The organism is Streptomyces deserti, from assembly GCF_054782695.1.
The window spans coordinates 66,475-90,318 of sequence record NZ_BAAGRZ010000017.1 but is presented as its reverse complement, the minus strand read 5'-3'; the positions used below and the strand labels follow the sequence as shown (position 1 = coordinate 90,318).

Here is a 23,844-nt window from a genome sequence, read left to right as displayed (position 1 = left end):
AGTTCCGCGCGTGACAGCGATGGGAACCACGGGGGTCATACCGGTGAGAGCAGTCATGACACGGGGCGTTCGAGGAGCCCGTCGGCCGTCGGCATACCCGACCCGCTCCCTCCTGGCCCGGCCACCGTCGGCTCAACCACTGCCGGTCCGCCTGCTCCTGACCCTCACCGCCCTGGCCGCCCTCTTCGCAGCCGCCACCCCGGCCCAAGCGGCAGAGCCCTCCACCCAGGCCGCGTACCTCGCCGACCGCCTCCGCGAGAACCCGGTCCACGTCACCGACCAACTCCCGCGCGAGATCCCGAAGTCCACGGCACCGGCTTTCGCGAAGCTGGCCCAGCGCACCGGTGTCCCGACATACGTCCTGGTCCTCCCGGGCCTGAGCGCCCTGGACGGCAAGGAACTCCTCGGCGCGGTCCACGACCGCCTCGACCGGGACGGCCTGTACGTCCTGCTCGACGAATCGACGGTCACGGACGCCGCCGCGTACGGGGTACGCGCCCCGGCCGACGACGCGGCAACCGTCGCCAGGTACGAACTCCCCTACGACGCGGGCCCCCTGCGCAGCTTCGAGCGCTTCGTGGAGGTCGTCGCACTGGGCGAGGGCAAGGCCGCCGAACGCGCGGAGGCGGCCCGCGAGAAGTACCGCGACGACGAGCCCGCCGAGATGTACATCGGCCCGTCCGACCGCGAGAACCAGTCGTTCCTGACGGGCATCCTGTTCACCGGCGTACCGCTGCTGGTCCTGCTCGTGATGAGCCGCGCAAGACGATACGTACGCCGCCGCCGCAGCCACGTACCCGGCACCAACTCCCCTGAGAGAACGGGCCGTCTCGCCCGGCTGATCCCACCGCTTGTCGCACTCGCCACCGCCGCCACGGTCGCCGTCACGGCCTCCCTCGCCTTCGACCAGACGAGGTCGAGCGCCTCTCCCCCGCCCACGCCCGCCGATCTGTCGGCCCGCGTCGAGCGGGTGGTGACGGGCCTGAGGACGGACCCCGTCTACCACGACCCGGAGAGCCCGCGCGTCCTGGACCCACGCCAACTCGCCCGCCTGCACGACCGCATCCAGGCCTTCGCCCGCTCCGGGACTGGCGGCCCGGTGTACGTCACGCTCGTCCCGCAGACCCCCGAGAGCGAGTCCGCCGGCGACTCGGAGCTCTTCGCCGCCGCGGTGCACGCCAAGCTGCGCAGGGACGGCGTGTACGTCGTCGCCGACCCGGACGACGGCTTCATCGACGTCTACAACCACGGCCTGCGCCTGGACTCCTACCACCTGCTGTTCGACCTGCCGGACTCCCTCGCCTACGGCGACGAGAAGGCGGACGACGCCGACGACCACCTGCTGGGCGAGCGCCTCGACGCCCTGATGACCTTCCTCGACGAGGCCCCGCGCACGGCCCGGCCGGAGAGTGTGTCCGCCCCCGCTCCCGCCCCGAACGCGGCCAAGGAGGACGCCCTGCCCCCGCTGTTCTCGGGCGACTTCTGGCCGGGCCTGTTCGTGGGCGCCTTCCTGGTGCTCGTCCTCACCGGCGTGCTGGCCGTCGTACGGAAGTCCGCCGGCGCGCTGCTCCGGCGCCGCACCCCCGAGCCCACGCACCAGCTGCACCTCACGGCCCCCACCGAGCCGTCGACGGCGTACCTGCGCCGCACGGCCCGTACCGAGCTCAGGGCGCTGGCAAGGAACGCCGAAGCAGCCCGCGACAACCCCCACGCCTCGGACTGCCTGGACGCGGCCCTGCTCCTCGCCGGCGGAGACCCCGACGGCATCCGCGACCGCGGACTGGACCCCGCGACCCTGGTCGCCGTCATCGTCCTGGCCCGCGCGGGCCGCGCCGCGCTCGCCGGTGAGCCGAACGACCTGTGCTGCGGCGTGAACCCCCTCCACGGCCCTGCCGTCGGCCGCCACCACGTGCGCGTGGCTCCCAAGAGCCAGAGCAGGCGCCTGCTCCCCGTCTGCGACCCCTGCCGCAACACGGCCATCGCCACCCCACGCTCCATCCCCGACAACATCATGAAGCTCCCCGACCCCGAAGCCGGCAACACCCGCGTTCCGTACACCACACTGGGCGGCCCGCTGAAAGCCGTACCGAACGGAATCCCCCGGCTCATCAACAAGGTGAGAGAGACCGCAGGTGTCCACTGAAGCGAAGCGCCTTCTCACGACCCTGGCCACCCTGATCCTGACGGCCCTCATCGCCACCGCACCGGCTCAGGCGACGGACGCCGACACCCCGCCACCGAGCGCCGGAGAACGCATCGCGAACGCCCTGCGCACCTCCCCCGTCTACGTCGACCAGGCCTACGCCGACGCGGTGCCCCCGCCCCGGCAGCGCCAACTGGCCGCCCAGATCAAGAAGACAGACCTGCCGATCAAGATCGTCCTCACGCCCCTGACGAAGGGCGATGCCTTCAACGGCGACTCCGACGTCCTGGCGGCAGTCATCCGCGACCGCCTCCCCCGACGCGAGCTGATCCTCCTGACAACGGACAGCGACTTCACGGACTCGCTCAACGGCTACGAGTGGCCGAGCGACACCCACCAGACGCGTGACGCCGCGGCCGCCGTCGGCCTCATGGACGAGACGAGGCACGCGGGGCTGGCCGACCTGACGGCGAAGGCCGTGGAACTGGTGGCGGAGGGGAAGGGCACGGAGGCGTACGAGCAGGCGGTACGCGACCTGGACGCCGAAGCCGCGCCCTCCCGCAAGGCACCCGCCCGTGCGGGCAACCCATCATCGACAGCCCCCAATTGGTGGCTCTGGCCACTGATCGCCGTACCGGCCCTGGCCCTGACAGCCGTGACCGCCCGCGCGCTCCTCCGCCGCCCCCGTACGCCCTCCGTCCCACAGGTGGTCTTCGCGACGTCCCGCAAGGCCGACGAGAGGGCACTGCGCCGCCGGGCCGAGGCGGAGGTCCTGGCCCTGGGCGAGGCGACCCGCTCGGCCGACCCGGCGACTGCTGATGTGGACCTCCAGAAGGCCCTCGACGCCTACACCGCCGCCGGCACGGTCCTGGACGCCGCCCGCGGCATCCCGGACCTGGCGGGCGTCCTGGCCCTGACCGCGGAGGGCCACGACGCCCTCACCCCCGGCGAGAGCCTCCCCCTCTGCTTCTTCAACCCCCTGCACGGCCGCGCCACCACCCGCACGACCTGGCGCCCCCTGGGCCGCCGCGACCACCTGCACGTGGCGGCATGCGCCCAGTGCACCGAGTCCGTACGCCTCCGCCGCGCCCCGGAGGTCCTCACCGACAGGACCGCCGACGGCCGCACGGTCCCGTACTTCGAGCTCCCAGCGGAGCGGAGCGTGTGGGCGGCGACGGGGTACGGGTCGCTGGTGCGCGGTGAGACGGAGGGGATCGCCGCGCGGGTGGCACGCGGCGATTTCTCGCGGAGCGGCTCGCGGCCCTGGCGCACAGCGCAGGCACGGAGGAGGAGTTGATGACTGCTCCGCGGGGCGGCACGGTGCGCGAGGCCACGGCCCTGTCATGAACCAGGGCCTTGCGGATCACGGCCGGTGCCACCGCACTCGCCGTATCCCTCGCCCTCACGGTGCTGCTGACCGCGAGCCCCGAATGGTTCGGGCTCTCGACCTCGCCGCAGTTCGTCGAGACAGTCCAGGCCGAGAACCGCGGCGGCGAAGCATTCATCTCCGCCTGGGCCCTGATCGCCCTGCCCGTCGCGGGCCTGCTGCAGACACCGGTGGCGTGGGCAAACGCGGAGCCCGCATCGGCGTGGGCTGGGCTCTGCTGGCCGGCTATTGGCTGTACATCGTTCTGCTGGCGGGGGTGGCCTGGCAGGTACAGGGACTCTTCCCCGCCGACCGATGGCCCGGGCAAGAGCGGGGGTCTGTTCGGCGCGGTGATCGCGCTGATGCTGGGCACTCCGGTCTTCGCCGTCTCCTGGGGTTCGGTGTTCCGGGCACGGGACAAAGCCCTCGGGGGAACAGATCCGCACACATGTCGCGGGCGTGGCCCTGGTCACCTTCGCGTTCAACGGAGCCGTGGCGGGCATGCTGTGCGGCCTGACCTTCGCCTTCCCGGACGCGGGTGCCCCGGCGATGTTCCTGCCGGGCGGCCTGCTGTGCGGCTTCCTCGGAGGCGCCGCCCTGGGAACCCTGATCTGCGCCTCCTCCAGCCTGACCCAGAGGAGCGTCGTACGACGACCGCCACGGCGGCCTCCATGCCCCGCACGGCGACGGCCCTCCTGCTGTGCTGCTTGTGTGTGGCGCAGCTGGGCTGGATCCTGCCCACGTGGGCCGTGGCGCTGCTCGGCATTCCGGCGCCGTTCGTCCTGTTCGCACTGGCTGATCGTCACGAACAGCTGGGCGGTGGGTGGAGTGGCACACATTGGAGGTGCCGAGGGGGGCGTTCGACTGAGGACGGAGGAGGACGCCCCTCTCCGTCCCCCACCTTCCGATCGGCCCCCAGTTCCGCTGCGGCCGCGGCGGGTCGGCGGGCCGCACGGGCATCGGCGGGTTCCGCGTCACGCACGCTGTCCACACGAGGATGGCGAGGAGCATGGCGCCCAGCAGACCGAAGAACAAGCCGAAGCCGAGCGAGAACCACCCGCTGCTGTCCCCACGTCCCAGCTGACGAACACCGGTGACAACCCCGCCCCACACCGATCAGCACCACGGCAGTCCCCACGGCCACGGATCCGGCTCCTCGACCGGCTCGGGCCGCCTGCCTTCGCAGAAGGACGCATACCAGTAACGGGCGCTCCACCACACGAGGAGCCACATGGAGACGGCCCCCGCCCCGAACCCGAGCCGCGCCAGCCACCCGGGGCCTCGATGCTCCCCAGGCATCCGCCGTGACTCAATAACTCCCGCGAAGACAGCAGTGACACCCGGCCCCGGACGCGTGGAAAGAGTCCGTGGCCAAGGGCGCGGCCCCTGGACACGATCAGGGCACAGAACGCTACCGTTTTACGCCAATAAATTCACAATTACCAACCCCCTAGGGACAGTTCCGCCTGGCGAACTCCCCAGCCCCACCGATACCGTCAGTGCTCTCAACTGAACTCATGTCTCACGGGGAGTCCACTGTGAAGCGCCGCACTTTGCCCGTTGCTGTCGCGCTCGCCGCGACCACAGCCTTCCTGCTGACCGCGTGCGGCAGCAGTGACACCGGCTCGAAGGACAACGACAAAATCGCGGGCTCCAACACCGGCGGCTCGAACAAGTCCACGCCAAGCGCAAGCGTCTCGGACTCCGTCGATCGACCCGACATCAAGCTTGCCAGCGGCGTCGAGGACGTCTTCGAGAACTGGGAGACGGGCAACACGACGAAGGACGCCGTCCTGGCAGATGCGGCGCGAGCGCAGACCGCCATCAACGAGGCGATCCTCAAGGGCAAGACGGACACGCCCGGTCTCACCTTCTACTACAAGGGTGAGGCCCTCACCACATCTGTGAAGTGGGTCCAGAAGTGGGTGGACGCCGGTCTCACCTATACCGGCACCACGCGCTATTTCAACCCCAAGATCGAGCTGTTCAACAAGAAGTCCGCAGGAATTTCGTTCTGCGCCGACGAGACCAAGGCGTACAACAAGGACCGCAAGACGGGCAAGGTCGACAAGTCTCCGGCCACTGACGACTCTTACGTCCTGTACAACACGCGTTTGGAGAAGAACGAGCAAGGGGTCTGGCAGACGTCCAGCGGAACCTCTGTGCGAGGGAGCAAGGCATGCGTTCAGTGAACAAGGTCGGATCCGCGGCCACTGTAAGCATGCTGGCCATCGCCTGCACACTGCTCGCCCCCACCGTCGCCTTCGCCAAGGATCCCGGAGGGTCCCAGTTCGATGTCGAAGGTAACAACGACAAGGACGGCGGTCAGACTCTCGAGTCACGCATCGTCTTCAGCGGTTCGACCGGCGAGGCGGGAGCAAAGAAGTCTGGGGGGTTCGCGCCCGTCGGCGATTGGTCTCCACCCGCCTGCTGGTACGAACCGAAGTGGACTCCGGCCGAGTTTGCCAAGGAGTTCGAGAAGCAGTGGAACATTCCGCACGCCAGCGGTGTCGGAGACGCATACAACCGGTCCAAGAACTACTACATCAACGGGCACCCGTACAAAGACTTCAACAAGTCCGAAACCGGCAAGGGTATGTGGTGGGACGCGGTGAGGGACAAGGCTCGGGAGGAGGCAGGAGACCCGGCCGCCTTCGCTTGTGACACGCGGACCTTCTGGGTGGAAAACGGCGAGACCCCGGACGTGGAGAACGCGGTGACCCCCGAGATTCTCGCCCAACTCGCGTACAACCGGATCAAAGTTCCGGACACCGAGGTGACCCTGGCCCCGGCCAATGCCACCAAGGTCAACCTCCCCACCTGGGCCTGGCTCGACCGAGCAAAGTTCAAGAACGTCTCGGTCACCGCCTCGCTCGATGTCGGCGGTGTGCACCTCCAGGCCACCACCACCGCCGAGCCTGTCTCTCTCAAACTTGAACCAGGGACAACGGACGCCGAGACCTACCCCGCTTCCGGTGAGTGCGCCATCAACGACGACGGCTCCATCGGCGAGCCATACGCCAAGGGCAAGGCCGATCAGACCCCGCCCTGCGGGATCCGATACCTGCGTTCCTCCGGCGACGGCGTGTTCAAGCTGCTGGCAACCATCACCTGGAAGGTCACCTGGACCGGCACGGGCGGCGCCGGCGGCGACCTTCCCAACGGCACCTTCGGCACCGAACAGGACGTCACGGTCCAGGAGATCCAAGCCGTCAACCGCTGACAGCGACACTTTCAGCTCAGAAGCACCAGCCCCGCCGGAGTGACCAAGCATGGCGAACGACTCAGACCTCAGGGTGAACGTCGACCTTCTTGTGGAGTCGGAGACCCGTCTCCGAAAAATCAAGAAGGAGTTCAAGAACCTGGGAAACCATCGCGACGACATGCGCGAGCACTGGGGCAGTGGCAACATCACGGATGCCATGGACGAATTTGTGGACAACTGGGATGACTACCGCAAAAGCCTGCTCACGCACATCGACACCGTAGGAAAACTCGTCAAGGCCACCATCGACGGATTCACGGGTTTGGACGCTGAGCTCGCCAAGCAGCTGCGCAAGGAAAAGAAGAAGTGACGACGGCCCCCAAGACCCGGCCCCGCGACTGGCATCCCCTCGCGGAGTCGGACCCGGTACCCGGCGATCCGGACGAGATCCGCGCAGAGGTCAAGCGTATGAAAGGCGTGGCGAGCTCTCTCCGTGAACAGGCCGGGCTGCTCCGCGGCATCGGCGACGACAACGAGCTCAAGGGGAAGTACGCGGGCTCCCTGCGGGACGAGTCCGAAGGGCTGGAGAAGAAGCTGCGTGAGGTGGCGGAGCGCTACGAACACGTACACGGCTATCTGACCAGCTGGGCTGGCGAGCTTGAGGACTTCCAGATACAGGCCGACAAGGTTCTCGCCAACGCGAAGAAGGCCCAGGAAGAGGCGGACGCAGGCAAGAAGAAGGCCACAGTGGACAAGCCCGGTCCCGGAGAACCGAGCCCTTCTCCGAGCGGCACGGACCACGACCCGCTCAGCGAGTACCGGCTGCAGCTCAGCCGGATCACGTCAGAGCGGGACGAGCGCGCCGCGCACTTCGCCGGCAAGATCCGTGACGAGCTCGACGACGTCATCAAGGACAGCTTCTGGGACGACGCCAAGGGATGGCTCCACGACAACGCCGACGTCTTCAAGAAGATCGGCGACTTGGTCGGAGACCTGAGCGGCATCCTCGGCATGCTGGCCATCATCACGATGCCCTTCCCGCCCCTGGGAGCCATCTTCGCCACCGCGGCCGCTGTGACCAGCGGTATCGCACTCCTCAGCCATCTCGCGGCCAAGGCGGGCGGTGCCGATGTCAGCTGGTTCACCATCGGCCTCGAGGCCCTCGGCTCCATCCCGGGCATCACCGCGTTCGCCAAGGGAGTCAAGGTCGCCGACGGCGCGGTCGCGGCGGCGCGCGCGACACAACTCGGCAGAGGAACCCGTGGCGTCACGACCATCGGACGGAACATCGTCGGGATCGGTGACAACGTCGCGGGAGCCGTGAGCTTCACCGTCAAGGGCAAGACCGTCGGGCTGTGGGGTCTCAAGCACGGTGGCCTGATCAAGGCGGAGGGGCTGATGGGACGCATGACCCTGGTCGCCGAGCAGACCGTCCACAACGGCCAGTGGCTCGGTACCCGCGGACTGAGCCTGGCGAGCCGAGGCAGGTGGTCCATCGACCCCATGAGCAACCTGGGCCGTGGCATCGACGCGGGCATCAAGATCGCTCCTAAGCTGGTGTCGATCCCCACGCACATCGGTGAGCTCGTCAACCCCGGCGACCGTTTCCAAGAGGCGGTCGCCTCCTGATGCGAACGGAAAATCCTGTGGACTGGCATCCGGAATCCGGCGAAAGCGAACTGGCCCGCTATCCGGTCTCGTTCGCGACCGGCACCGCTGCATCCGTGGAAGGACGGCGCTCCTTCCGAGACCGCCGGCGCAACGACATCGAGGCCGAGCTGCCTGGCTGGCCGGACGGGCCCGCGTTTGAAGTCCGCCGCCTCCCCGGCAGGATCGGGGTGCATGCGCGAACCGCTGTCACGGGCGTGTTCGCCGTGGTCGGGGGCATCCTCTCCGACCTGCTGGGCGGAAGTACGGTCGGCCCCGAGCCGGGCCGCGGAAGGATGGAGGAGCGGGAGAACGAAGTCGACGACTTCCCGGTCATGTGGGCCGACGCCGGCGACACGGCTCGCTCTCTGCCCTGGCAGCTCGACCCTTCCCGACGTCCGCAGGGCTACGTCACGGAGCTCGTGTTGACCACGCGACGTCTGCTCGTTGTGGGCTCTGGCACGGCGTTGTGGGAAACACCGCGGGAGAACGTCGCCGAGGCGGCGGTCAGGCGATTCAGCATCGGCCGCAAGGACTTCCGGATCGGTTTCCGAGATGGTTCATGGGCTCGGCTGACCACGGGCGTTTCCGCCCACACCACCGAGCTGGTCGGATTGCTCACCGGAACCCATCGCCGACTGGCCGAGTCCGAACTCTCGGCTGAGCAGCGCGAGCGACTCTCCGGCTTTACGAGATCCTTGCCCGCCGGTGCCACGCCCCCCGTCCTCACTCGGCTGCCGAGCGGGCTCGTACGTGTTCAGTCCACGGTTGCCGGCAGCGGACGGGGCGTCGTATCCGAGTCACGGGGCTTCGTGATGAACGAGACCGGCCAGGACGCGGCACCAGGCCCCGGAGACATCAGCCAAGGCAAGGCGTGAACGTGAGCACCACCAGCATGAAGTCGTCCGGGATCCCGACCGTAATCGACGGTCCGGCCATTCCTCCCATGTGGTTCGTCGCACCGGAAGGCTTCCACGCCCTGCCCGTCGACGCGGCCCCGGACGCTCGGATATCCGCCGCCACCGAGTTCGCCCGCGAGCTGTTCCCCGAAGGTGACGCCCACCTCTGGGAGTCGGCGGCCCCCTTCTACGCCGGACTCACCGAGGTCTTCGCGGACTTCGGCCTGGCCTATTCGGCGATGGGTGTGTTCAGCGACGACAACGGCGGCGTCGTGCACTTCTCCTTCACCGTGGGCGCCATCGAGTCCCCGTACGCGACGCCCGACGAGGCCGTTGGCGCGATCGAGCAGGCACTCGGCCGTGATCCGGGCAACGACAGCCGCCGCATCACCCTGCCCTGTGGTCCGGCCGTCTCGAACATCACGGTTCGCGAAGTGACCATAGGTGCGGAGCTCACCGCCAAAGGCGAAGAGGCGAAACTCCTCACCGGTCAGATCCAGGTGTTCGTCCCCTTCCCGGACGCCCCCTTCGTCGCGGTCTTCACACTGGACACGGCCGCCATGGAGTACTGGGGAGAGATCTGCGACATGACCGCGGTCATCCTGCAGACGGTGGCCTTCGGAACACCGCCCAATGACTCGGCCGACGCTGTCGCCGTGAGCTGATCCTTCAGAGCCCCACGAATCCCATGAAGGTGCGCATCTCCGCATTCCGGGCCAGCCCTGGGACGCAGCCGCCCGGCTCAACGGCAAGCTGGCCGGATCGTACGTCCCTGCTACGAGACCAGACGGACGCGCTCGGCACCTTGACCCGCGAGGGTCTCTCACGCACGCGTCCTCTCGTCTTCCTCTTCTGCGTAGGCGTGGTGACGTTCGTCGCCGGGATCGGGCCTGTCATGGGGGTGGATGCCGTCGCCCCGGAGTCGGGCCAAGGCACCGACGCGGTGACGACCATACTGGCCCCTCTGCTGCTCACCGTCCTGGCGTTTCCGGCGCTGCTTGGCCTGTGGGCATTGCGCAGGCGGTCGGCCCAGCGCTTCGCGCTGATGCGGCAGTGGGCGGCCTTCGACCGCGGCCACGAGGCGGAATGTCCCACGCGCTACGGCACACAGCGACATTCGCACGGCCGCTTCGTCTACGCATCCGCTGTGCTGGCCCTGGCCCTCATTCTCACCGTCGCCATCCTCACCGACCAGCCCGACCGGGGCGCCCTGGCGCTACTCCCCTGCCTCGTCGTCGCGGGCCTCTTCGCCTGGAGCACGGTCAGGAAGTACGCGGGGCGGTACGGCTGGGCCACGCGGGAACATGCGATCCGATGCCGGGCGCGTCGGCGGGAGCAGTACCGGGTGCGGTTCACCGCCCAGGAGGCGTCGACCGGAGCCGTGCCTGTCACCTCTCCGTCCGGGTTCCACCTGGCGCTGCTGTGCAGCCCCCTCGTGGCTCCCGCCGTCATCGTCACCCTCGCCTTCGTAGTCGTACGCCCGAAGGAGCCCCTCGGTCTCGGCCTCGCGGGCCTGCTGTCTCTGGCGGTCCTGGTGGTAGGGCTGCCCGTCGTCGTACGCCGACGCCTGCGCGAGCGGGCCGAACTCTCCTCCGCCGGCCGCACACTCGCCTCCGCCATCGCCCCAGGAGTCGGTATCAACCCTGTGCACTACGGCCTGCGCGAGCCGGACGGTCAAGTCGGCGCCCCTGCCGCCGACTGGGATGCCGCCCCTTCCCGCGTCGGCGCGCTCACCGTCGAGTCCGGGAAACTGCGCCTTCGCGGGGTGGACGGTTCTGCCCTCGACCTGCCGCTCGCCGACGTACACAGTGCGGTACTCGTCCCCGGCGGCGTCGCCTGGCTGGCCCCCTCCGTCGATGTGCTGCCCCGCTCCGGGGAGGGCATCGAGGTCCGTTCTCCCCACGCGCAGGCCATTGCTGACGCGCTCGCCCATCACCTGATTCCAGTCGTCTCCCCCACCAGGAGCCATGTGTGATCTCCTTCGACACCGAGGCCGACCCGACCGAGTGGTTTCCCATGCCCCTGCACTGGCCGGATCGGGATGAGGACCAGGACGAGATGGCCAAGTGGTCCGTCATCTGTGCAGAGATCGTCCATCATCGCCACAAGAAGTGGTGGCGGCGCCCCAACCGGCTCGTCATCGCTGACCGCTTTATGCAGCTGGCCGAGGCCCACCCCATTCCTGACGTCCCGGCACATCAGGCTTTTCTCTACGGCGGCGACCCCCGCCGGATCCCGCAACCCTTCTATGCTCTTGTCGTGCAGCCGGAGGGCGAGGACCGGGAGAGCGGTCTCCTTACGATCGTTCAGGCCTCTGAAGAGAACCCGGTCCGCCCGCCCGACGTCGTGGAATTCGATTCCGACCGTATGGGGCGAGGGCTGCGCTGCCTTCGCTACTTCGGCGAGGAAGGCAGTCCCGCCGTCTCCCTCAACTACGGCTGGTGGTCGGAGGAGCACCAGGTCTACGCATCCGTGCGCACAGTTTCGACGGAAATCAACTGGCTGACGGCGAACATCGGCATCTTCGACGGCTTCGCCCGCAGCATCTGGCTCAACACGAACTCGGAGTGATCTCCATGGGCGTGTGGCAGCCCGTACCGGCATGAGTTGCCGGACTGGCCCGACGGCCCTTCCTTAACGGCCCATTCGACGGGCGGTGCGCCGCCTTGAAGTCATTTGCGGGGTGCTGCGACAGCGGCGGGCGGAGCCGTCATGGCTTCCTCAGCTCCGCAGGCGGCAACGTAAGCGGCGGCGGTCCGTACGGCGACGATGGCTTCGACACCCCTGACGACCCTGCCGAGGAGGTCGAGGACTTTCCGGTCATATGGGTCGTACCAAGGACGATCGCCCGCGCCCTGCCGTGGCAACTGGATCCCAGCTGTGCGTATAAGAAGCACTCTTCCACTCACTGATCGTCACCGATCGCAGGCTCGTCATCGTCCATCTGCCCTCGGCAAGAAGGATCTGAAGCTCATTGAGGACGAAGTGATCTGGCAGTGCCCGCGCACTGACATCTTGACTGAGACAGGACTACCGCCCACGCGCCACTCGGGTCTTCCCCTTGCCTTTCTTACGGAGCTTGCGCATGCGAGCTCGCTGCTGCGCTGCTCGGGCCTCGGCTGCCGCAGTGTTCCGTCGGAACAGGAGCCATCCCACAAGAGCGACGCTGATCACAAATGCCAGCAGTGCACTGCCCGTACCCGGGATGTACGCGCACCTCGACTCGTACGACGGGCAGTTCTTCCCGGGGAGAGCGCCCAGGAGATAGAACAAGGGACCGAAGGAGGCCAGCCAGCAGATCCCCGTCCCTGTGGCTCGCAGTGCACGCTGAAGGCTTGTCCGGTCCGATACTTCAAACAGGAACCACAGACCGCTGGCTGCTCCAAAGACTGTGACCAGGCCGAGGGCACCACCGACCGCCCAGGAACCTCCTGGCAGGTCCAAGAGCGCGGGTGCCGTTTCACGCGCGAGCCGCTTCCACAGGCCCGTGACGAGCAACAGCACGGCCAGGGCAGCCGCGACAACCGCAACGCCGCCAGCGAGGCCGAAGCCGTCGCGTAGCTGAAACCGGGTGTCCGCCTGCTTCTCCATCAGTCCGTTCGCTCCCTCGTCACCGGGCGCCGTCTTCGCACCAAGTCAGAAGTCCACGGTCAGCGTCTGCGCGATGCTGTCCGCAGCCTCCTCCAACTCTTCGCCGATTCCCGGAACAGTCCAGGACACGAGGAGCATGATGGCGATCTTGCTGCCGGTCGGCAGGACGCCGAACGTCAGTGTCTCCATCAGAATTCCTGGTCCGCCCGGTGAGGGCTTGTCAGCAGCGAAGTCCTGACGGATACGAACCGCAGGGCCGATCGGCAGCTCGGTGTGCGAGATCTGCGGCGGGCCGAAGTCGTGCGCGCTGAAGGTGTCGGCCAGCCAGTCAAGGGTGATCTCCGGGACCATGTCGTCGGGATGGATCAGATCGATCTCCAAGAGTGCGAGGGCGGTGTCGAAGCCGTCCGGGTAGAAGGCGAAGGCGTACAGAGGGTCGCGGCTGCGGCTGTCTTTGGCCCAAGCCTGCAGGTTTCTCCGCAACGTCACCTTGTCCAGGTCATAGCCAGCCCTGCTGCTGCGCTCGCACAGCTCCGCGGCAGCGCTCTTCGCCCACTTTTTGACATCGTCGGACGGGTCGAGTGGGAGCGGCACCCAGTCCGTGGGACAGACGACGCCGCACGCCTGAATCTCACTCATAGGCACGTTCACCATCCAGCCAAGTCAGCGAGCCGGCCACCGCGTCGAAGAGCTCGATCATCGCGTCGGCGATCTGAACAAGCGGTGTGGAGAAGGTCAAGAGCAGGTGGGCTTTGGTCCCCGGTACCGCCAACTGGTAGTCCAGTGTGACCGACGGAAGCGCCTGATCGGTGTTTCCGGGTACGCCGACGGGGGCCAGCCGACCGGGTTGCCCGGTTGCGCGGCGTACGCGGACTGCCGTACCTGCAGGCAAGTCGACAACCATGACTTCCGTATGCGAGTCGGCCGCGAGGCCATGTGCGAGATCTGCCATGCTCGGCAAAGTTGCGCCAGGTGGCGGTGGCAGCAGCGTGACCAGGAGGGAGGCAGGAATGGTGAGAGGACCCGCTTGCTGGAAGCTCAGGAATAGCTCGATGCCGCCGTCTTGGAAGGCTGCGGCGGCCTGCGCCGAGAGCTCCGTATGCAAGTGCCGCTTGATGTGAGGTGCGTTGTCGACGCCCTCGAACTGGCGGTCCAGCAGCGCATCGATCGAGCGATCACGTCGCTCTGGATCGATCCGCACACGGAACCAACCGTCCGGGAGCAAGAGCCTGTAATCGGCAGGAGGCACGGCGCTCTCGGCGCTGCCCGGGGTTGACGTCACGATGACTCCGGTACGAGGGGCCGGTCGAGCTTGACGCGGCTGACGAGATGATGGCCGATGACTGGGACAAGCTCGGCGGCGATGGTCAGGGCTGCCAGGACGCCCGCCACCTGGGCCATTCCCCGGTCAGAGGCGATTCCGAGCAACGGAAGCAGACTGAACAGCGGCACTACGATTGGTTCGCCACCACCGATGACCGACGAGCGCCAGCTCGTCGCCCGGCGTGCTTCCTTGGCGGTCATAGGTGACATCGTTCTTGCGTCGCCTGCCATGGTGTGATCCCGCCAGCATGGATCCGAGGTCTGCCCAACTCGCGCCTTCTCGTCCGAGACGGGGACGCACAGCGCGGTGACCAGCCGGTTCCAACCTTCGGGTCCAGCCGGTCCCGCAAACCACCACTGCCAGGGAAGAAGGCCCCGTGCAGTGTTCCTCCCGTCTCGGAACTCCACGCCGCACACGGTCCCAGACGAAGGGTCGACCAGACGAACCAACCGTGCCACCCCGTGAGCGCCGCTGCGGGGGATCCACCGTTCCTCTCCCAACGTGTTGGTCAGTACCACGTCGCCGGAGAGGATCCGGACGGCTGCCGTGTCACAGAACCGGCGTGTCGCACCCCTGCTGACTTCGGGAGACGGTGTGACGACCTCGGCGGATTCGAGTGATACCTCACTTCGCCGCCGCCGGGCCCACAGGAGACAGCGCACGATGAGATCCGTTCCCGGGACGATGAACAACCCGGCGGCTGCGATCAGGACTGTCCAACGGCTGCCATGGCCCGTCATCGGAATGACGAGCAGGAAGATGAACCATACGAGGAAGCCGATGCCCCGGATCCAGCTGTGCCAGATGGGCAGTTCTCGCAGCACCGCCCGGTCGGGCCGGGCACCTGAGCCCGTCTCCAACGGCGAGGATCCGCGCGAGCGTGGGCTCTCGTCCAGGGGGATCCCCAACTCCGCTACCAGCGTCCGCAGGCCCGTCCGGTCCAGGCATTCCTTCGGAGTCAGGTCGATCAGTCCTACGTGGCCGGCTTCCGGAAGCCACTCGGCCAGCGGCACCCGCAGAACCACCTTGCGGTCGGCGTCCTGGAAGTCAACCACGCCCCACCGATCGGAGAAAGCCGTCTGCCCTCCGGTCGAGGGATCGGGCGGCGGGACGAACACCGCTCGTACGATCCCTGCCTCTCCGACGGGGTAGGAGCGCTCTCGCAGGTAACGGTCCCGGACGAGCAGCTCTCTGCCACGTCCATAGATGCGTGCGTGACGCACGACGTCCACAGCGTAGGAACGTGTTCCCCGCGGCCGGAGGGCAGGTTCCTGAAGAGCATCCGGTGAGGCGGATCGACTAACCATTGCTCGTTGTCCAAGCGTCCTTGATTCCAGTGGCGGACCACAACCCGTCGTCCAGGGCATCAGTGCCGAGGAGATCTCCAACCTGTGCCGTCAACGGTCCCTTGTCGGCGGCGTCGACGAACGTAGCCACGGCAGTCGTCCCCTGCCAGATGTGGGTCTGGGTCTTGAACGTGTCCATGGCAGCCTTCACCTCATCGACGTTGCGGACTTGCGGAGCAATTTCGTCGATCTTGCGGCTGAGGGTGTCGAGACCGCTGTCACCAATGTTGAATTCCGTTCCGTCCCAGGTGTTACGACTGCCCAATTGTCTCACGTTACTCGGCCCAAGATCCTTGACTCCCTTGAACCCATCCACCCATTCCTTCCCGATGACCTTGGGACTAAATGCCTCCGCAAGACGTCCCGCACCCGGATTCCAGCCCTTCGGAGCGGTCGCCACTGCTTCAGCACCGGCTTTGCCGCGAAGGGCTCCGCCGCTCAGCTGATTCGCCTTCTTCCATGCCTCAGTCTGAGCTCTCTTGTAAGCGGCACTCCCCGGCTTTGCCGTGACACGCGCCATGAACTGCTTGAATGCTGCGGTCCGCGCCGTCGACTTAGCCGCTTCCATCGCACCCTTCGCACCAGCCATGGCACCCCGGCCAATGCCCATGGTGACCAGTCCGACAACATCCGTGGCGACATCGAACCAGCTTCCCTCGCCGGCGAGAGCCAGCAAAGTGTGCCCGATCAGAGAAAAGAGCGTGAACGTCAGGGCGATGGATCCGAGCAGCCCTGCCAACGCCTGTCCGATGACGGGAATCCACCCCACAGCCAAGGCCAAGGTGCCACAGATGGTGGAAATCCACCCGAATACCTCAAGCGTCTCTTTTATCCACCCAGCATTGTCATGGACCCAGTCCTTGAACCTGTCCCACCGGCCGTCCTTCAGCCCGTCGTGGTCAATCGCGTGCCGAATGGCATCACGGGCCCTCTTGGCGGCAGCATCCCGAACGTCCTTCGCCGCCTCGAGGTCCTTCTTCGCCCGCTCCAGTGCCGAAGTCGCTGCCTCCTGGCGCTTCTCCAGCTTCTTTCGGTCCGGGTCGTCGTCGGCCGTGTCCTTGGGGAGCTTGTCGATCGCGCTACTGCTCGCCTGGTGCTCGTCGTGCGCGTCCCGGGCAGCGCGGAGTGCCTTGTCAGCCATCGACTGTGCTCGGTGGAGCTCCGAGGCGTACTCGCTGGAACAGACGCCGTCGATCACCTTCTCGCCAAGGGCGTCAGCAGCGACGTCGTAACGTTTGAAGGCCTTTCGCAGCTTGCCTTCGGCTTCTTCGGCCTCCTTGCGGAACTCCTCGGCCGTCTTGCTCTTCCACTCTTTGACGGACGCGAGCGCCTTGATCTCGTCCGCCTGCTTCCTGATGGCCTCGGCGGTCTTCCGCAACTCGCGGCCGAGCCTTGCGACTTCCTCCGGGTCTCCCGGAATCGGGTCGGACGACTCGCCGATCACCGCCCAATCTTCGGCACGCGGACGCGTCACTTGCCGCCTCCCCCGGTCTTCGGCTTCTTCTTGTCCGTACCGCGCAGGGCCTCGGCAAGTGCGTGATCGATGTCCTCATAGGACTTCGCCACGGTGGAAAGAAGTGTCGAGAGCTTCTCCAGCTCCTCCGTCAGGCGCTCCCGATGGATCTTCCAGTTATCACCGAAGTCGTCGAAGACATTGACCAGGCCTTGGTCGCCGAGCGTGGCCACCCCCAGCCCTTCGGCAGGGTTGGCATTCTTGTCGAACTCTCGGTGGATCTTGGAGAGAGACTTTGCGCTTTCCTTGATACGTTCGATATCGGCAGTCTGATCCGACATCATTACCCCCGTTGAGACACGTCTTAGGAAGCCAGAGGGAGCGGGCCGCCGGGGCCGCCTATCAGCGAGGTTGCCGTGCTGGTCGAACTCCTTGTGGATGCGGAACCGCGCTTCGGAGCATTCCTTGATGAGATGAAGGTCGCTCTCATTCGGTTCACACCTACCACTACCGGTTAACGGATGGGATCTCGTGCACCGGCACATCAGTGGTAGTGGCAAAGGTGCCATTGGGTAGGTCGCCGCCCGTGCCACCCGCGCCTCCCAGGTGATCTCCCAGGTCAGAGTCGCCTTGAGGGGGTAGGAACCCTCGCCCGACGACCTCAGGTACATCGCACCACATGGCGGCGTCTCGTCGGCCTTCACGGCGTACGGCTCTCCGATCGAACCGTCGTCGGCCGCCCCCGCCACCCGGCGCGTCAGGGCTGGCACTTCTGCGCCCCCCGGTCCACGGTAAGGACCCAAATCTGCCAGACATCCGCCTTGTTCTTCTTCCCGCCTGCGTGTAGTAGACGTAGCTGTCGGACGAGGTCTTCGTCCCCTGCAGCTTGTTCGTCTTGCGGCCCTTGAGGTCTGCCTGGCTCTGGTCCACGCAGTACGTCACGGCAGCCGACGTCTTGTCGAACACCGTCACCTGGCGGTCGTAATAGCGAGTTCCTGCCCATCTGATGTTCCTGGCGATGTTGTTCTTGGCGTAGTCGTAGACGCCTGTAAGGGCGGTCCCGGTGCAGTAGAAGCCCATACCAGACTTCTTGAGGTCGCCGTACGCCATCGCCTGCCACACTGTGCTGACGGCCCGGGCGTTGTCCGCGAGAATCGCGTCCTTCCCGGCGTCACCGGTTTGCCGACCCTCGAAGACCATCTTCATATCGTCAGGAAGCTTGATCTCCGGCCGGTTGATCCCGTCAGCCGACGCGGAGACCGAAGGCGAAGCCGATGCCGTGGCCCCCGTGTCGTCACCTGCGATCTTGCCGGAGGACGAGTCGTCGCCTCCCCCGCGCCACAGGCTGTCAGCGACAGAGCCGCGGAGGCGGTCAGCACGGCTGTAGTGAGCCGGGCGGGGCGGTTCACTCTGGACTCCTAGCAAGGTGGGGGGACGGCTCAAGCAAACCAAAGTTATCGGTGCGTTGTTTCGCGCAGTACCGAGGGCCTCGGGAAGTGCCGGGCGTCGTGAGCTGCCCTGTGCTTCGTGTCTGTCGAAGGGCCAGCCGGCCACGCGGCGTGGCACCCGCCAACAGGCGCCACGCCGCTCCGCCGCAGCCGGAGACGCTTACTTGTTCCTGGCCTGCTTGGCCAGTTCCTCATCGATCTGCTCGAACTTGTCCGCCGCCATGGTCAGGTAGTCGCCCATGCCGTCGAGACCGTCCAGCGTGGTCTTCGTGCCCTGCACGAACTCGTCGAAGTTCTCGTCGAACGCCTTGGAGGAGCTCTTCGTGACGTAGCCGGACTGGACCAGGTTGTTGATGTACTTGCGGAGGCCCTCGAGCTTCTCCTGGAGCTTTTCCTTCTCCTTCACGACATGCTTGGCGGCTTCCCGCATGTCCTGATATGTGATGTCAAGGTCCTTGGCCATGAAGCCGCTCCCTCTCAACTCGCCGCAGGGCCAACCCCCGTGGCTCCCTGTACATACGAGGCAGCAGCTTACGGGTGTGACCTGTGGTGTCACATCCTCGCTTTGTGAACAACCGGTCGTGAGCTCGTGCACGCGCCGTTGCCATCGGGAAGGTCACCGACCTCCCGATACCCCGCCGCCACCCAAGCCGATATCGTCGCTTCGACTGTGACCGGCGTTGCCGAAGCAGAGCCGCGTTGCACAAGGGGCCACAGCGGCCACAGCGGCCAGCGGCCACAGGGCCTGGGGAGGACTAGCGTGCGCCTGACTCTGACCGTCGTCGACCCGTACGGCGGTGGCTCCGCCGACGTCGTGCTCGATGCCGATCCTGAGTCCACCGTGGGGGACATCGCGCAGGAGCTGGCCAAGCAGGTGGGTGCCGGTGGCGCCCAGGTCATTCCGTTCGGGCATCAGCGGAGCCTTCCCGCCAACAACGCCCCCCTCATCTACGTCGACGGGTACGCCGTCGACCCCGCCGCCACCGTCGTGGGCTCGCCCTTGCGCGAAGGCGCCGTCGTCAGTCTTCAGGATCCGTCCGGGTGCCTGCCGGGTGAGCCGACCGGGCTGGTGGAGCTGCGGGTCGTCGGCGGGCCGGCCGCCGGGTTCGTGCACCGGCTCGGAGTGGGGCGGTACGACATCGGCAGCGGGGCCGCGAGTTACGTGCGTATCGACGATCCCGAGGTCGACGCCCGCGCGCTCACCCTCTCCGTCGCCACCGACGGGACGTGCCAGGTCACCCTCCACGCGGAGAAAGAACACGTCACCCTCGACGGCAAGCCCATCGACGAGGTCCAGAAGGAGAAGGAGGGGGAGAAGAAGGACACCGGCAAGAAGGACGCCGGCAAGAAGGGTGCGGGCAAGAAGGACGCCGGCAAGAAAGACACCGGCAAGAAGGCCGGCGACCAGCACGAGTGGCCGCTCGGTGCGCAGATCGCCATCGGCAACACCCTTCTGGAGCTGACCCGTTACTCTCCCCCGAACGCCGCCCTCAAGTGGTCCGACGACGGCATAGGCCTCGACTACAACCGGCCTCCCCGCCTCCGTCCCCCGGAGCGGCAGACCCGGTTCCGGCTGCCGTCGGCGCCCCGGGAGTACGAACCCCGGCCGCTGCCCTGGCTGATGGCGCTGACGCCGCTCGTCGGTGCCGTCGTATCAGTGATGATCTTTCAGCGCTGGTACTACCTGATCATGGCGGCTCTGAGTCCCGTCCTGCTCTTCGCCAACTACTTCAACGACAAGAAGCACGGGCGCAAGTCCCATGCCAAGCAGGTCAAGGAGTACGAGGAGCAGAAGGAGAGGATCGAGAAGGACGCGCAGGACGCGCTCGTCGCGGAGCGGAATGATCGGCGGCACGCCATTCCCGATCCCGCCACCGTTCTCTCCCTCGGTACCGGGCCCCGTACCCGGCTGTGGGAGCGGCGGCGTACCGACCGCGATCATCTGCTTCTGCGTGTCGGTACGGGGCAGTTGCCCTCCGAGGTCGTCCTCGACGACCCGGAGCAGGACGACCACCGCCGCGAGGTGACCTGGAAGATCGAGGACGCGCCCGTCGCCCTGTCCCTGCGCCACCTCGGGGTCATCGGCATGGCCGGGCCCGGGGACTCCGCGCGTGCTCTCGGGCGGTGGGCCGTCGCCCAGACCGCCGCGCTGCACAGTCCGATGGACGTGCAGTTCTACGTCCTGAGTGAGAACTCCGCCCAGGAGTCCTGGGACTGGGTGCGGTGGCTGCCGCACGCCCGGCCCTCCGGCGGGCAGGACGTCAACGTCCTCATCGGCACCGACGCCGAGACCGTCGGGGCCCGGATCGGCGAGCTGACGCAGATCCTCGACGCGCGCAAGAAGGCCGCCCAGGAGAAGGGGTCGCAGGGGGTCTCGTTCAGCGATCCGGACATCGTGGTCGTGTGGGACGGGTCGCGGCGGCTGCGGTCCCTGCCGGGTGTGGTGCGGCTGCTGCGCGAGGGGCCGTCCGTGTCGATGTTCGCGCTCTGCCTCGACACCGAGGAGCGGTTCCTGCCCGGCGAGTGCCAGGCGTTCGTCGTCGCCGAGCCCAAGGCCGAGGAGTACGAGCAGACCCAGCAGGCCGAGCCACAGCAGGTCGCCGGCGGCTTCCCCTCCTTCCAGGCCTGGCACTCCACCGCCACCGAGCCCAGCCGCCCCAACGAGCCCGACAAGCTGCGGCTGCGCGTCGAGGAGGCCGGTGCCGAGCGCATCAAGGACGTACGGCCCGACTTCGTCTCCGCCGCCTGGTGTCTGCGGCTGGCCCGGTCCCTGTCGCCGCTGCGCGACATCAGCGGCGAGACCGAGGACTCGGCACTGCCCGGCTCCAGCCGCCTCCTCGACGTCCTCCAGCTCGAGCCGCCGACGCCCGACGCGATCGCCGCCCGCTGGCGCATGGGCGGGCAATCGACGCTCGCCGTCATCGGTGAGTCGTACGACGGGCCGTTCGGCATCGACATCCGCAAGGACGGTCCGCACGGTCTGATCGCCGGTACGACCGGTTCGGGTAAGTCGGAGCTGCTGCAGACCATCGTGGCGGCGCTGGCGGTGGCGAACACGCCCGAGAACATGACGTTCGTGCTCGTCGACTACAAGGGTGGAGCGGCCTTCAAGGACTGTGTCCATCTGCCGCACACCGTCGGCATGGTGACCGACCTCGACGCCCATCTCGTCGAGCGCGCGCTGGAGTCGCTGGGCGCCGAGCTGCACCGGCGCGAGCACATCCTGGCCGCCGCCGACGCCAAGGACATCGAGGACTACCAGGATCTGGTGCGCCGGGATCCGTCGCACCGGCCACTGCCCCGGCTGCTCATCGTCATCGACGAGTTCGCGTCGATGGTGCGGGATCTGCCCGACTTCGTCACGGGACTGGTGAACATCGCCCAGCGAGGGCGGTCCCTCGGTATTCATCTGCTGCTGGCCACGCAGCGGCCCAGCGGTGTCGTGTCGCCGGAGATCCGGGCCAACACCAACCTGCGGATCGCGCTGCGCGTGACGGACAGCGGCGAGTCGACGGACGTCATCGACTCGCCCGAGGCCGGGCAGATCTCGAAGAGCACCCCCGGTCGTGCGTACGCCCGCCTCGGCCACGCCTCCCTCGTTCCGTTCCAGTCCGGACGCGTCGGTGGCCGCCGCCCGGGCGCCGCGGACCCCGCCGCCCTCGCCCCCTGGGTCGGCCCGCTGACCTGGGAGGATCTCGGCCGGGCCGCCCTGGCCAAGCCCAAGGCCGAGACCCGTGAGGACGACGAGATCACCGACCTCAAGGTCCTGGTCGACGCCATCCGGGACGCCAACCAGTCCCTCGGCATCCCGGCCCAGCACAGCCCGTGGCTGCCCGCCCTCGACGAGACGCTGCTGCTCGACGACATCGAGGTCCCGGCCGCCACCACGGCTCCGGGCAAGCTGCCGCCGGTTCCGTACGGCGTCGAGGACCTGCCCGCACTGCAGTCCCGCCGCCCGGTCGTGGTCGACTTCGGCTCCTTCGGCCACCTGATGATCGGCGGTGCGCCGCGCAGCGGCCGCTCGCAGGTGTTGCGCACCATCGCGGGCTCCATCGCCCGTACGCACTCGGTCGCCGACGTCCACCTGTACGGCATCGACTGCGGCAACGGCGCGCTCAACGCGCTGACCCGGCTGCCGCACTGCGGCGCGGTCGTCGGCCGTAACCAGACCGAGCGCGTGGTCCGGCTGGTCAACCGCCTCAAGGGCGAAATGGCCCGCCGCCAGGACCTGTTGGCGGACAAGGGCTTCGCCGACATCGGCGAGCAGCGGGCCGCGGTCGCCGAGGACGAGCGGCTGCCGCACATCGTGGTCATGCTGGACCGCTGGGAGGGCTGGGTGCCCACCCTCGGCGAGATCGACCACGGCTCGCTGACCGACGAGCTGCAGACGATGATGCGCGAGGGCGCCAGCGTCGGCATCCACCTGATCCTCACCGGCGACCGCACCCTCCTCGTCGGCCGGATCGCCACCCTCACCGAGGACAAGTACGGTCTGCGCCTGGCCGACCGCAGCGACTTCTCGGCGCTCGGCATCCCGGTCCGCAAGGTGCCCGAGGAGATCCCGCCGGGCCGCGCCTTCCGCAACGAGTCCGGTACGGAGACGCAGTTCGCGCTGCTCGCCGAGGACACCACCGGTCAGGGGCAGGCGGCCGCGCTGGCCGCGATCGGCGAGGCGGCCGCCGCCCGCGACGCCGCCGTACCGCGCTCGCACCGCCCGTTCCGCGTCGACAGCCTGCCCAGCCGGATCTCCTTCCCGGAGGCGTGGGAGCTGCGCGACCCGGAGGCCTCCCGCTCCCGACTGTTCGGCCTGGCCGGCATCGGCGGCGACGAGATCGTCGGCTTCGGGCCCGACCTCGCCCAGGGGGTACCGGCGTTCGTCATCGCGGGTCCGGCGAAGTCGGGCCGCTCGACGGTCCTGATGAACTTCGCGCAGTCCTTCCTCGCCCAGGGCACCCGCCTGGTCGTCGCGGCACCGCGCCAGTCGCCGCTGCGCCAACTGGACGGCGCGGAAGGGGTCCTGAAGGTCTTCACCGGCGACGACATCGACGAGGACGACTTCGAGGAGCTCATCGACCAGGCGTCGCTGGAGGAGCCGATCGCCGTGCTCATCGACGACGGCGAGATCCTCGAGGACTGCGACGCCGAGAGCCAGCTGAAGAAGCTCGTCTCGCGCGGCGCCGAACGCGGCCTCGCCCTCGTCATCGCCGGTGACGAGGAGGACGTCTGCAGCGGCTTCTCCGGCTGGCAGGTCGACGCCAAGAAGGCCCGCCGCGGCATCCTGCTCTCCCCGCAGGAGTCCTCCAGCGGCGACCTCATCGGCGTACGCCTGTCCCGGAGCATGGTCGGCGGCCAGGTCGCCCCCGGCAAGGGCATGCTGCACCTCGGGGACGGGGAGCTGCGGACGGTCGTCGTTCCGGGGTGA

17 protein-coding genes and 1 pseudogene are annotated in these 23,844 nt (G+C 67.6%); 11 read left to right on the top strand and 7 right to left on the bottom strand.

What is annotated here, in order from left to right; all coding sequences use genetic code 11:
- The first annotated feature begins 55 nt into the window (after positions 1–55).
- The 10 genes from ACYVMZ_RS25480 (at position 56) to ACYVMZ_RS25435 (ending at position 11,831) form a co-directional block, all read left to right on the top strand.
- A complete protein-coding gene (locus ACYVMZ_RS25480; protein ID WP_461083475.1) occupies positions 56–2,143 on the top strand; it encodes a hypothetical protein in 2,088 nt (695 codons plus the stop codon).
- The gene (locus ACYVMZ_RS25475; RefSeq protein WP_461083473.1) at positions 2,133–3,440 is read left to right on the top strand and encodes a hypothetical protein; all 1,308 of its coding nucleotides are present in this window, start codon (positions 2,133–2,135) and stop codon (positions 3,438–3,440) included. Before ACYVMZ_RS25480 ends, ACYVMZ_RS25475 begins: the two co-directional genes overlap by 11 nt.
- A gap of 1,607 nt (positions 3,441–5,047) precedes the next feature.
- On the top strand, positions 5,048–5,701 hold the full coding sequence (locus tag ACYVMZ_RS25470; protein ID WP_461083471.1) for a hypothetical protein: 654 nt from the start codon (positions 5,048–5,050) through the stop codon (positions 5,699–5,701).
- The gene (locus ACYVMZ_RS25465) at positions 5,689–6,732 is read left to right on the top strand and encodes a hypothetical protein (protein ID WP_461083469.1); all 1,044 of its coding nucleotides are present in this window, start codon (positions 5,689–5,691) and stop codon (positions 6,730–6,732) included. The genes ACYVMZ_RS25470 and ACYVMZ_RS25465 overlap by 13 nt, the downstream gene beginning before the upstream one ends.
- Before the next feature lie 49 nt (positions 6,733–6,781).
- Entirely contained in the window at positions 6,782–7,084 is a 303-nt protein-coding gene (locus ACYVMZ_RS25460; protein ID WP_461083467.1) for a hypothetical protein, read from the top strand.
- Entirely contained in the window at positions 7,081–8,343 is a 1,263-nt protein-coding gene (locus tag ACYVMZ_RS25455) for a putative T7SS-secreted protein (RefSeq protein WP_461083465.1), read from the top strand. Before ACYVMZ_RS25460 ends, ACYVMZ_RS25455 begins: the two co-directional genes overlap by 4 nt.
- 17 nt (positions 8,344–8,360) lie before the next feature.
- Entirely contained in the window at positions 8,361–9,239 is an 879-nt protein-coding gene (locus tag ACYVMZ_RS25450; RefSeq protein WP_461083463.1) for a hypothetical protein, read from the top strand.
- 2 nt (positions 9,240–9,241) lie between these two features.
- Positions 9,242–9,925: a hypothetical protein gene (locus ACYVMZ_RS25445; protein WP_461083461.1), complete on the top strand. Its 684-nt coding sequence runs from the start codon at positions 9,242–9,244 to the stop codon at positions 9,923–9,925.
- A gap of 278 nt (positions 9,926–10,203) precedes the next feature.
- Positions 10,204–11,235, top strand: a complete 1,032-nt coding sequence (locus ACYVMZ_RS25440; RefSeq protein ID WP_461083459.1) for a hypothetical protein — start codon at positions 10,204–10,206, stop codon at positions 11,233–11,235.
- Positions 11,232–11,831: a hypothetical protein gene (locus tag ACYVMZ_RS25435; protein ID WP_461083457.1), complete on the top strand. Its 600-nt coding sequence runs from the start codon at positions 11,232–11,234 to the stop codon at positions 11,829–11,831. Before ACYVMZ_RS25440 ends, ACYVMZ_RS25435 begins: the two co-directional genes overlap by 4 nt.
- 1,065 nt (positions 11,832–12,896) lie before the next feature.
- Here ACYVMZ_RS25435 and ACYVMZ_RS25430 read toward each other — a convergent pair.
- The 7 genes and pseudogenes from ACYVMZ_RS25430 to ACYVMZ_RS25400 all read right to left on the bottom strand — a co-directional run bounded on the left by ACYVMZ_RS25430 (position 12,897) and on the right by ACYVMZ_RS25400 (position 18,885).
- Positions 12,897–13,490 (bottom strand): hypothetical protein, encoded by a 594-nt coding sequence (locus tag ACYVMZ_RS25430; protein ID WP_461083455.1) that lies wholly within the window; start codon positions 13,488–13,490, stop codon positions 12,897–12,899.
- Positions 13,483–14,052 carry a hypothetical protein gene (locus ACYVMZ_RS25425; RefSeq protein ID WP_461083453.1) on the bottom strand — a complete coding sequence of 190 codons (570 nt, stop codon included), beginning with the start codon at positions 14,050–14,052 and terminating at the stop codon, positions 13,483–13,485. The genes ACYVMZ_RS25430 and ACYVMZ_RS25425 overlap by 8 nt, the downstream gene beginning before the upstream one ends.
- Before the next feature lie 77 nt (positions 14,053–14,129).
- On the bottom strand, positions 14,130–15,293 hold the full coding sequence (locus ACYVMZ_RS25420) for a hypothetical protein (RefSeq protein ID WP_461083451.1): 1,164 nt from the start codon (positions 15,291–15,293) through the stop codon (positions 14,130–14,132).
- Between the two features lie 181 nt (positions 15,294–15,474).
- Positions 15,475–16,965: a putative T7SS-secreted protein gene (locus ACYVMZ_RS25415; protein ID WP_461083449.1), complete on the bottom strand. Its 1,491-nt coding sequence runs from the start codon at positions 16,963–16,965 to the stop codon at positions 15,475–15,477.
- A 26-nt stretch (positions 16,966–16,991) separates the two neighbouring features.
- Entirely contained in the window at positions 16,992–17,318 is a 327-nt protein-coding gene (locus tag ACYVMZ_RS25410) for a hypothetical protein (protein WP_461083447.1), read from the bottom strand.
- A 163-nt stretch (positions 17,319–17,481) separates the two neighbouring features.
- Positions 17,482–17,708, bottom strand: a pseudogene (locus ACYVMZ_RS25405) (hypothetical protein); the annotation flags it as partial.
- A gap of 874 nt (positions 17,709–18,582) precedes the next feature.
- Positions 18,583–18,885: a WXG100 family type VII secretion target gene (locus ACYVMZ_RS25400; RefSeq protein ID WP_461083445.1), complete on the bottom strand. Its 303-nt coding sequence runs from the start codon at positions 18,883–18,885 to the stop codon at positions 18,583–18,585.
- 297 nt (positions 18,886–19,182) lie between these two features.
- Here ACYVMZ_RS25400 and ACYVMZ_RS25395 point away from each other — a divergent pair, with 297 nt between their 5' ends.
- Positions 19,183–23,844, top strand: coding sequence for an FtsK/SpoIIIE domain-containing protein (locus ACYVMZ_RS25395; RefSeq protein WP_461083443.1), 4,662 nt, complete (start codon positions 19,183–19,185; stop codon positions 23,842–23,844).

Coding starts and splice junctions, on each gene's coding strand:
- ACYVMZ_RS25410 (WP_461083447.1), bottom strand. CDS start 17,318: ATGATGTCGGATCAGACTGCCGATATCGAACGTATCAAGGAAAGCGCA.
- ACYVMZ_RS25465 (WP_461083469.1), top strand. CDS start 5,689: ATGCGTTCAGTGAACAAGGTCGGATCCGCGGCCACTGTAAGCATGCTG.
- ACYVMZ_RS25400 (WP_461083445.1), bottom strand. CDS start 18,885: ATGGCCAAGGACCTTGACATCACATATCAGGACATGCGGGAAGCCGCC.
- ACYVMZ_RS25480 (WP_461083475.1), top strand. CDS start 56: ATGACACGGGGCGTTCGAGGAGCCCGTCGGCCGTCGGCATACCCGACC.
- ACYVMZ_RS25430 (WP_461083455.1), bottom strand. CDS start 13,490: ATGAGTGAGATTCAGGCGTGCGGCGTCGTCTGTCCCACGGACTGGGTG.
- ACYVMZ_RS25460 (WP_461083467.1), top strand. CDS start 6,782: ATGGCGAACGACTCAGACCTCAGGGTGAACGTCGACCTTCTTGTGGAG.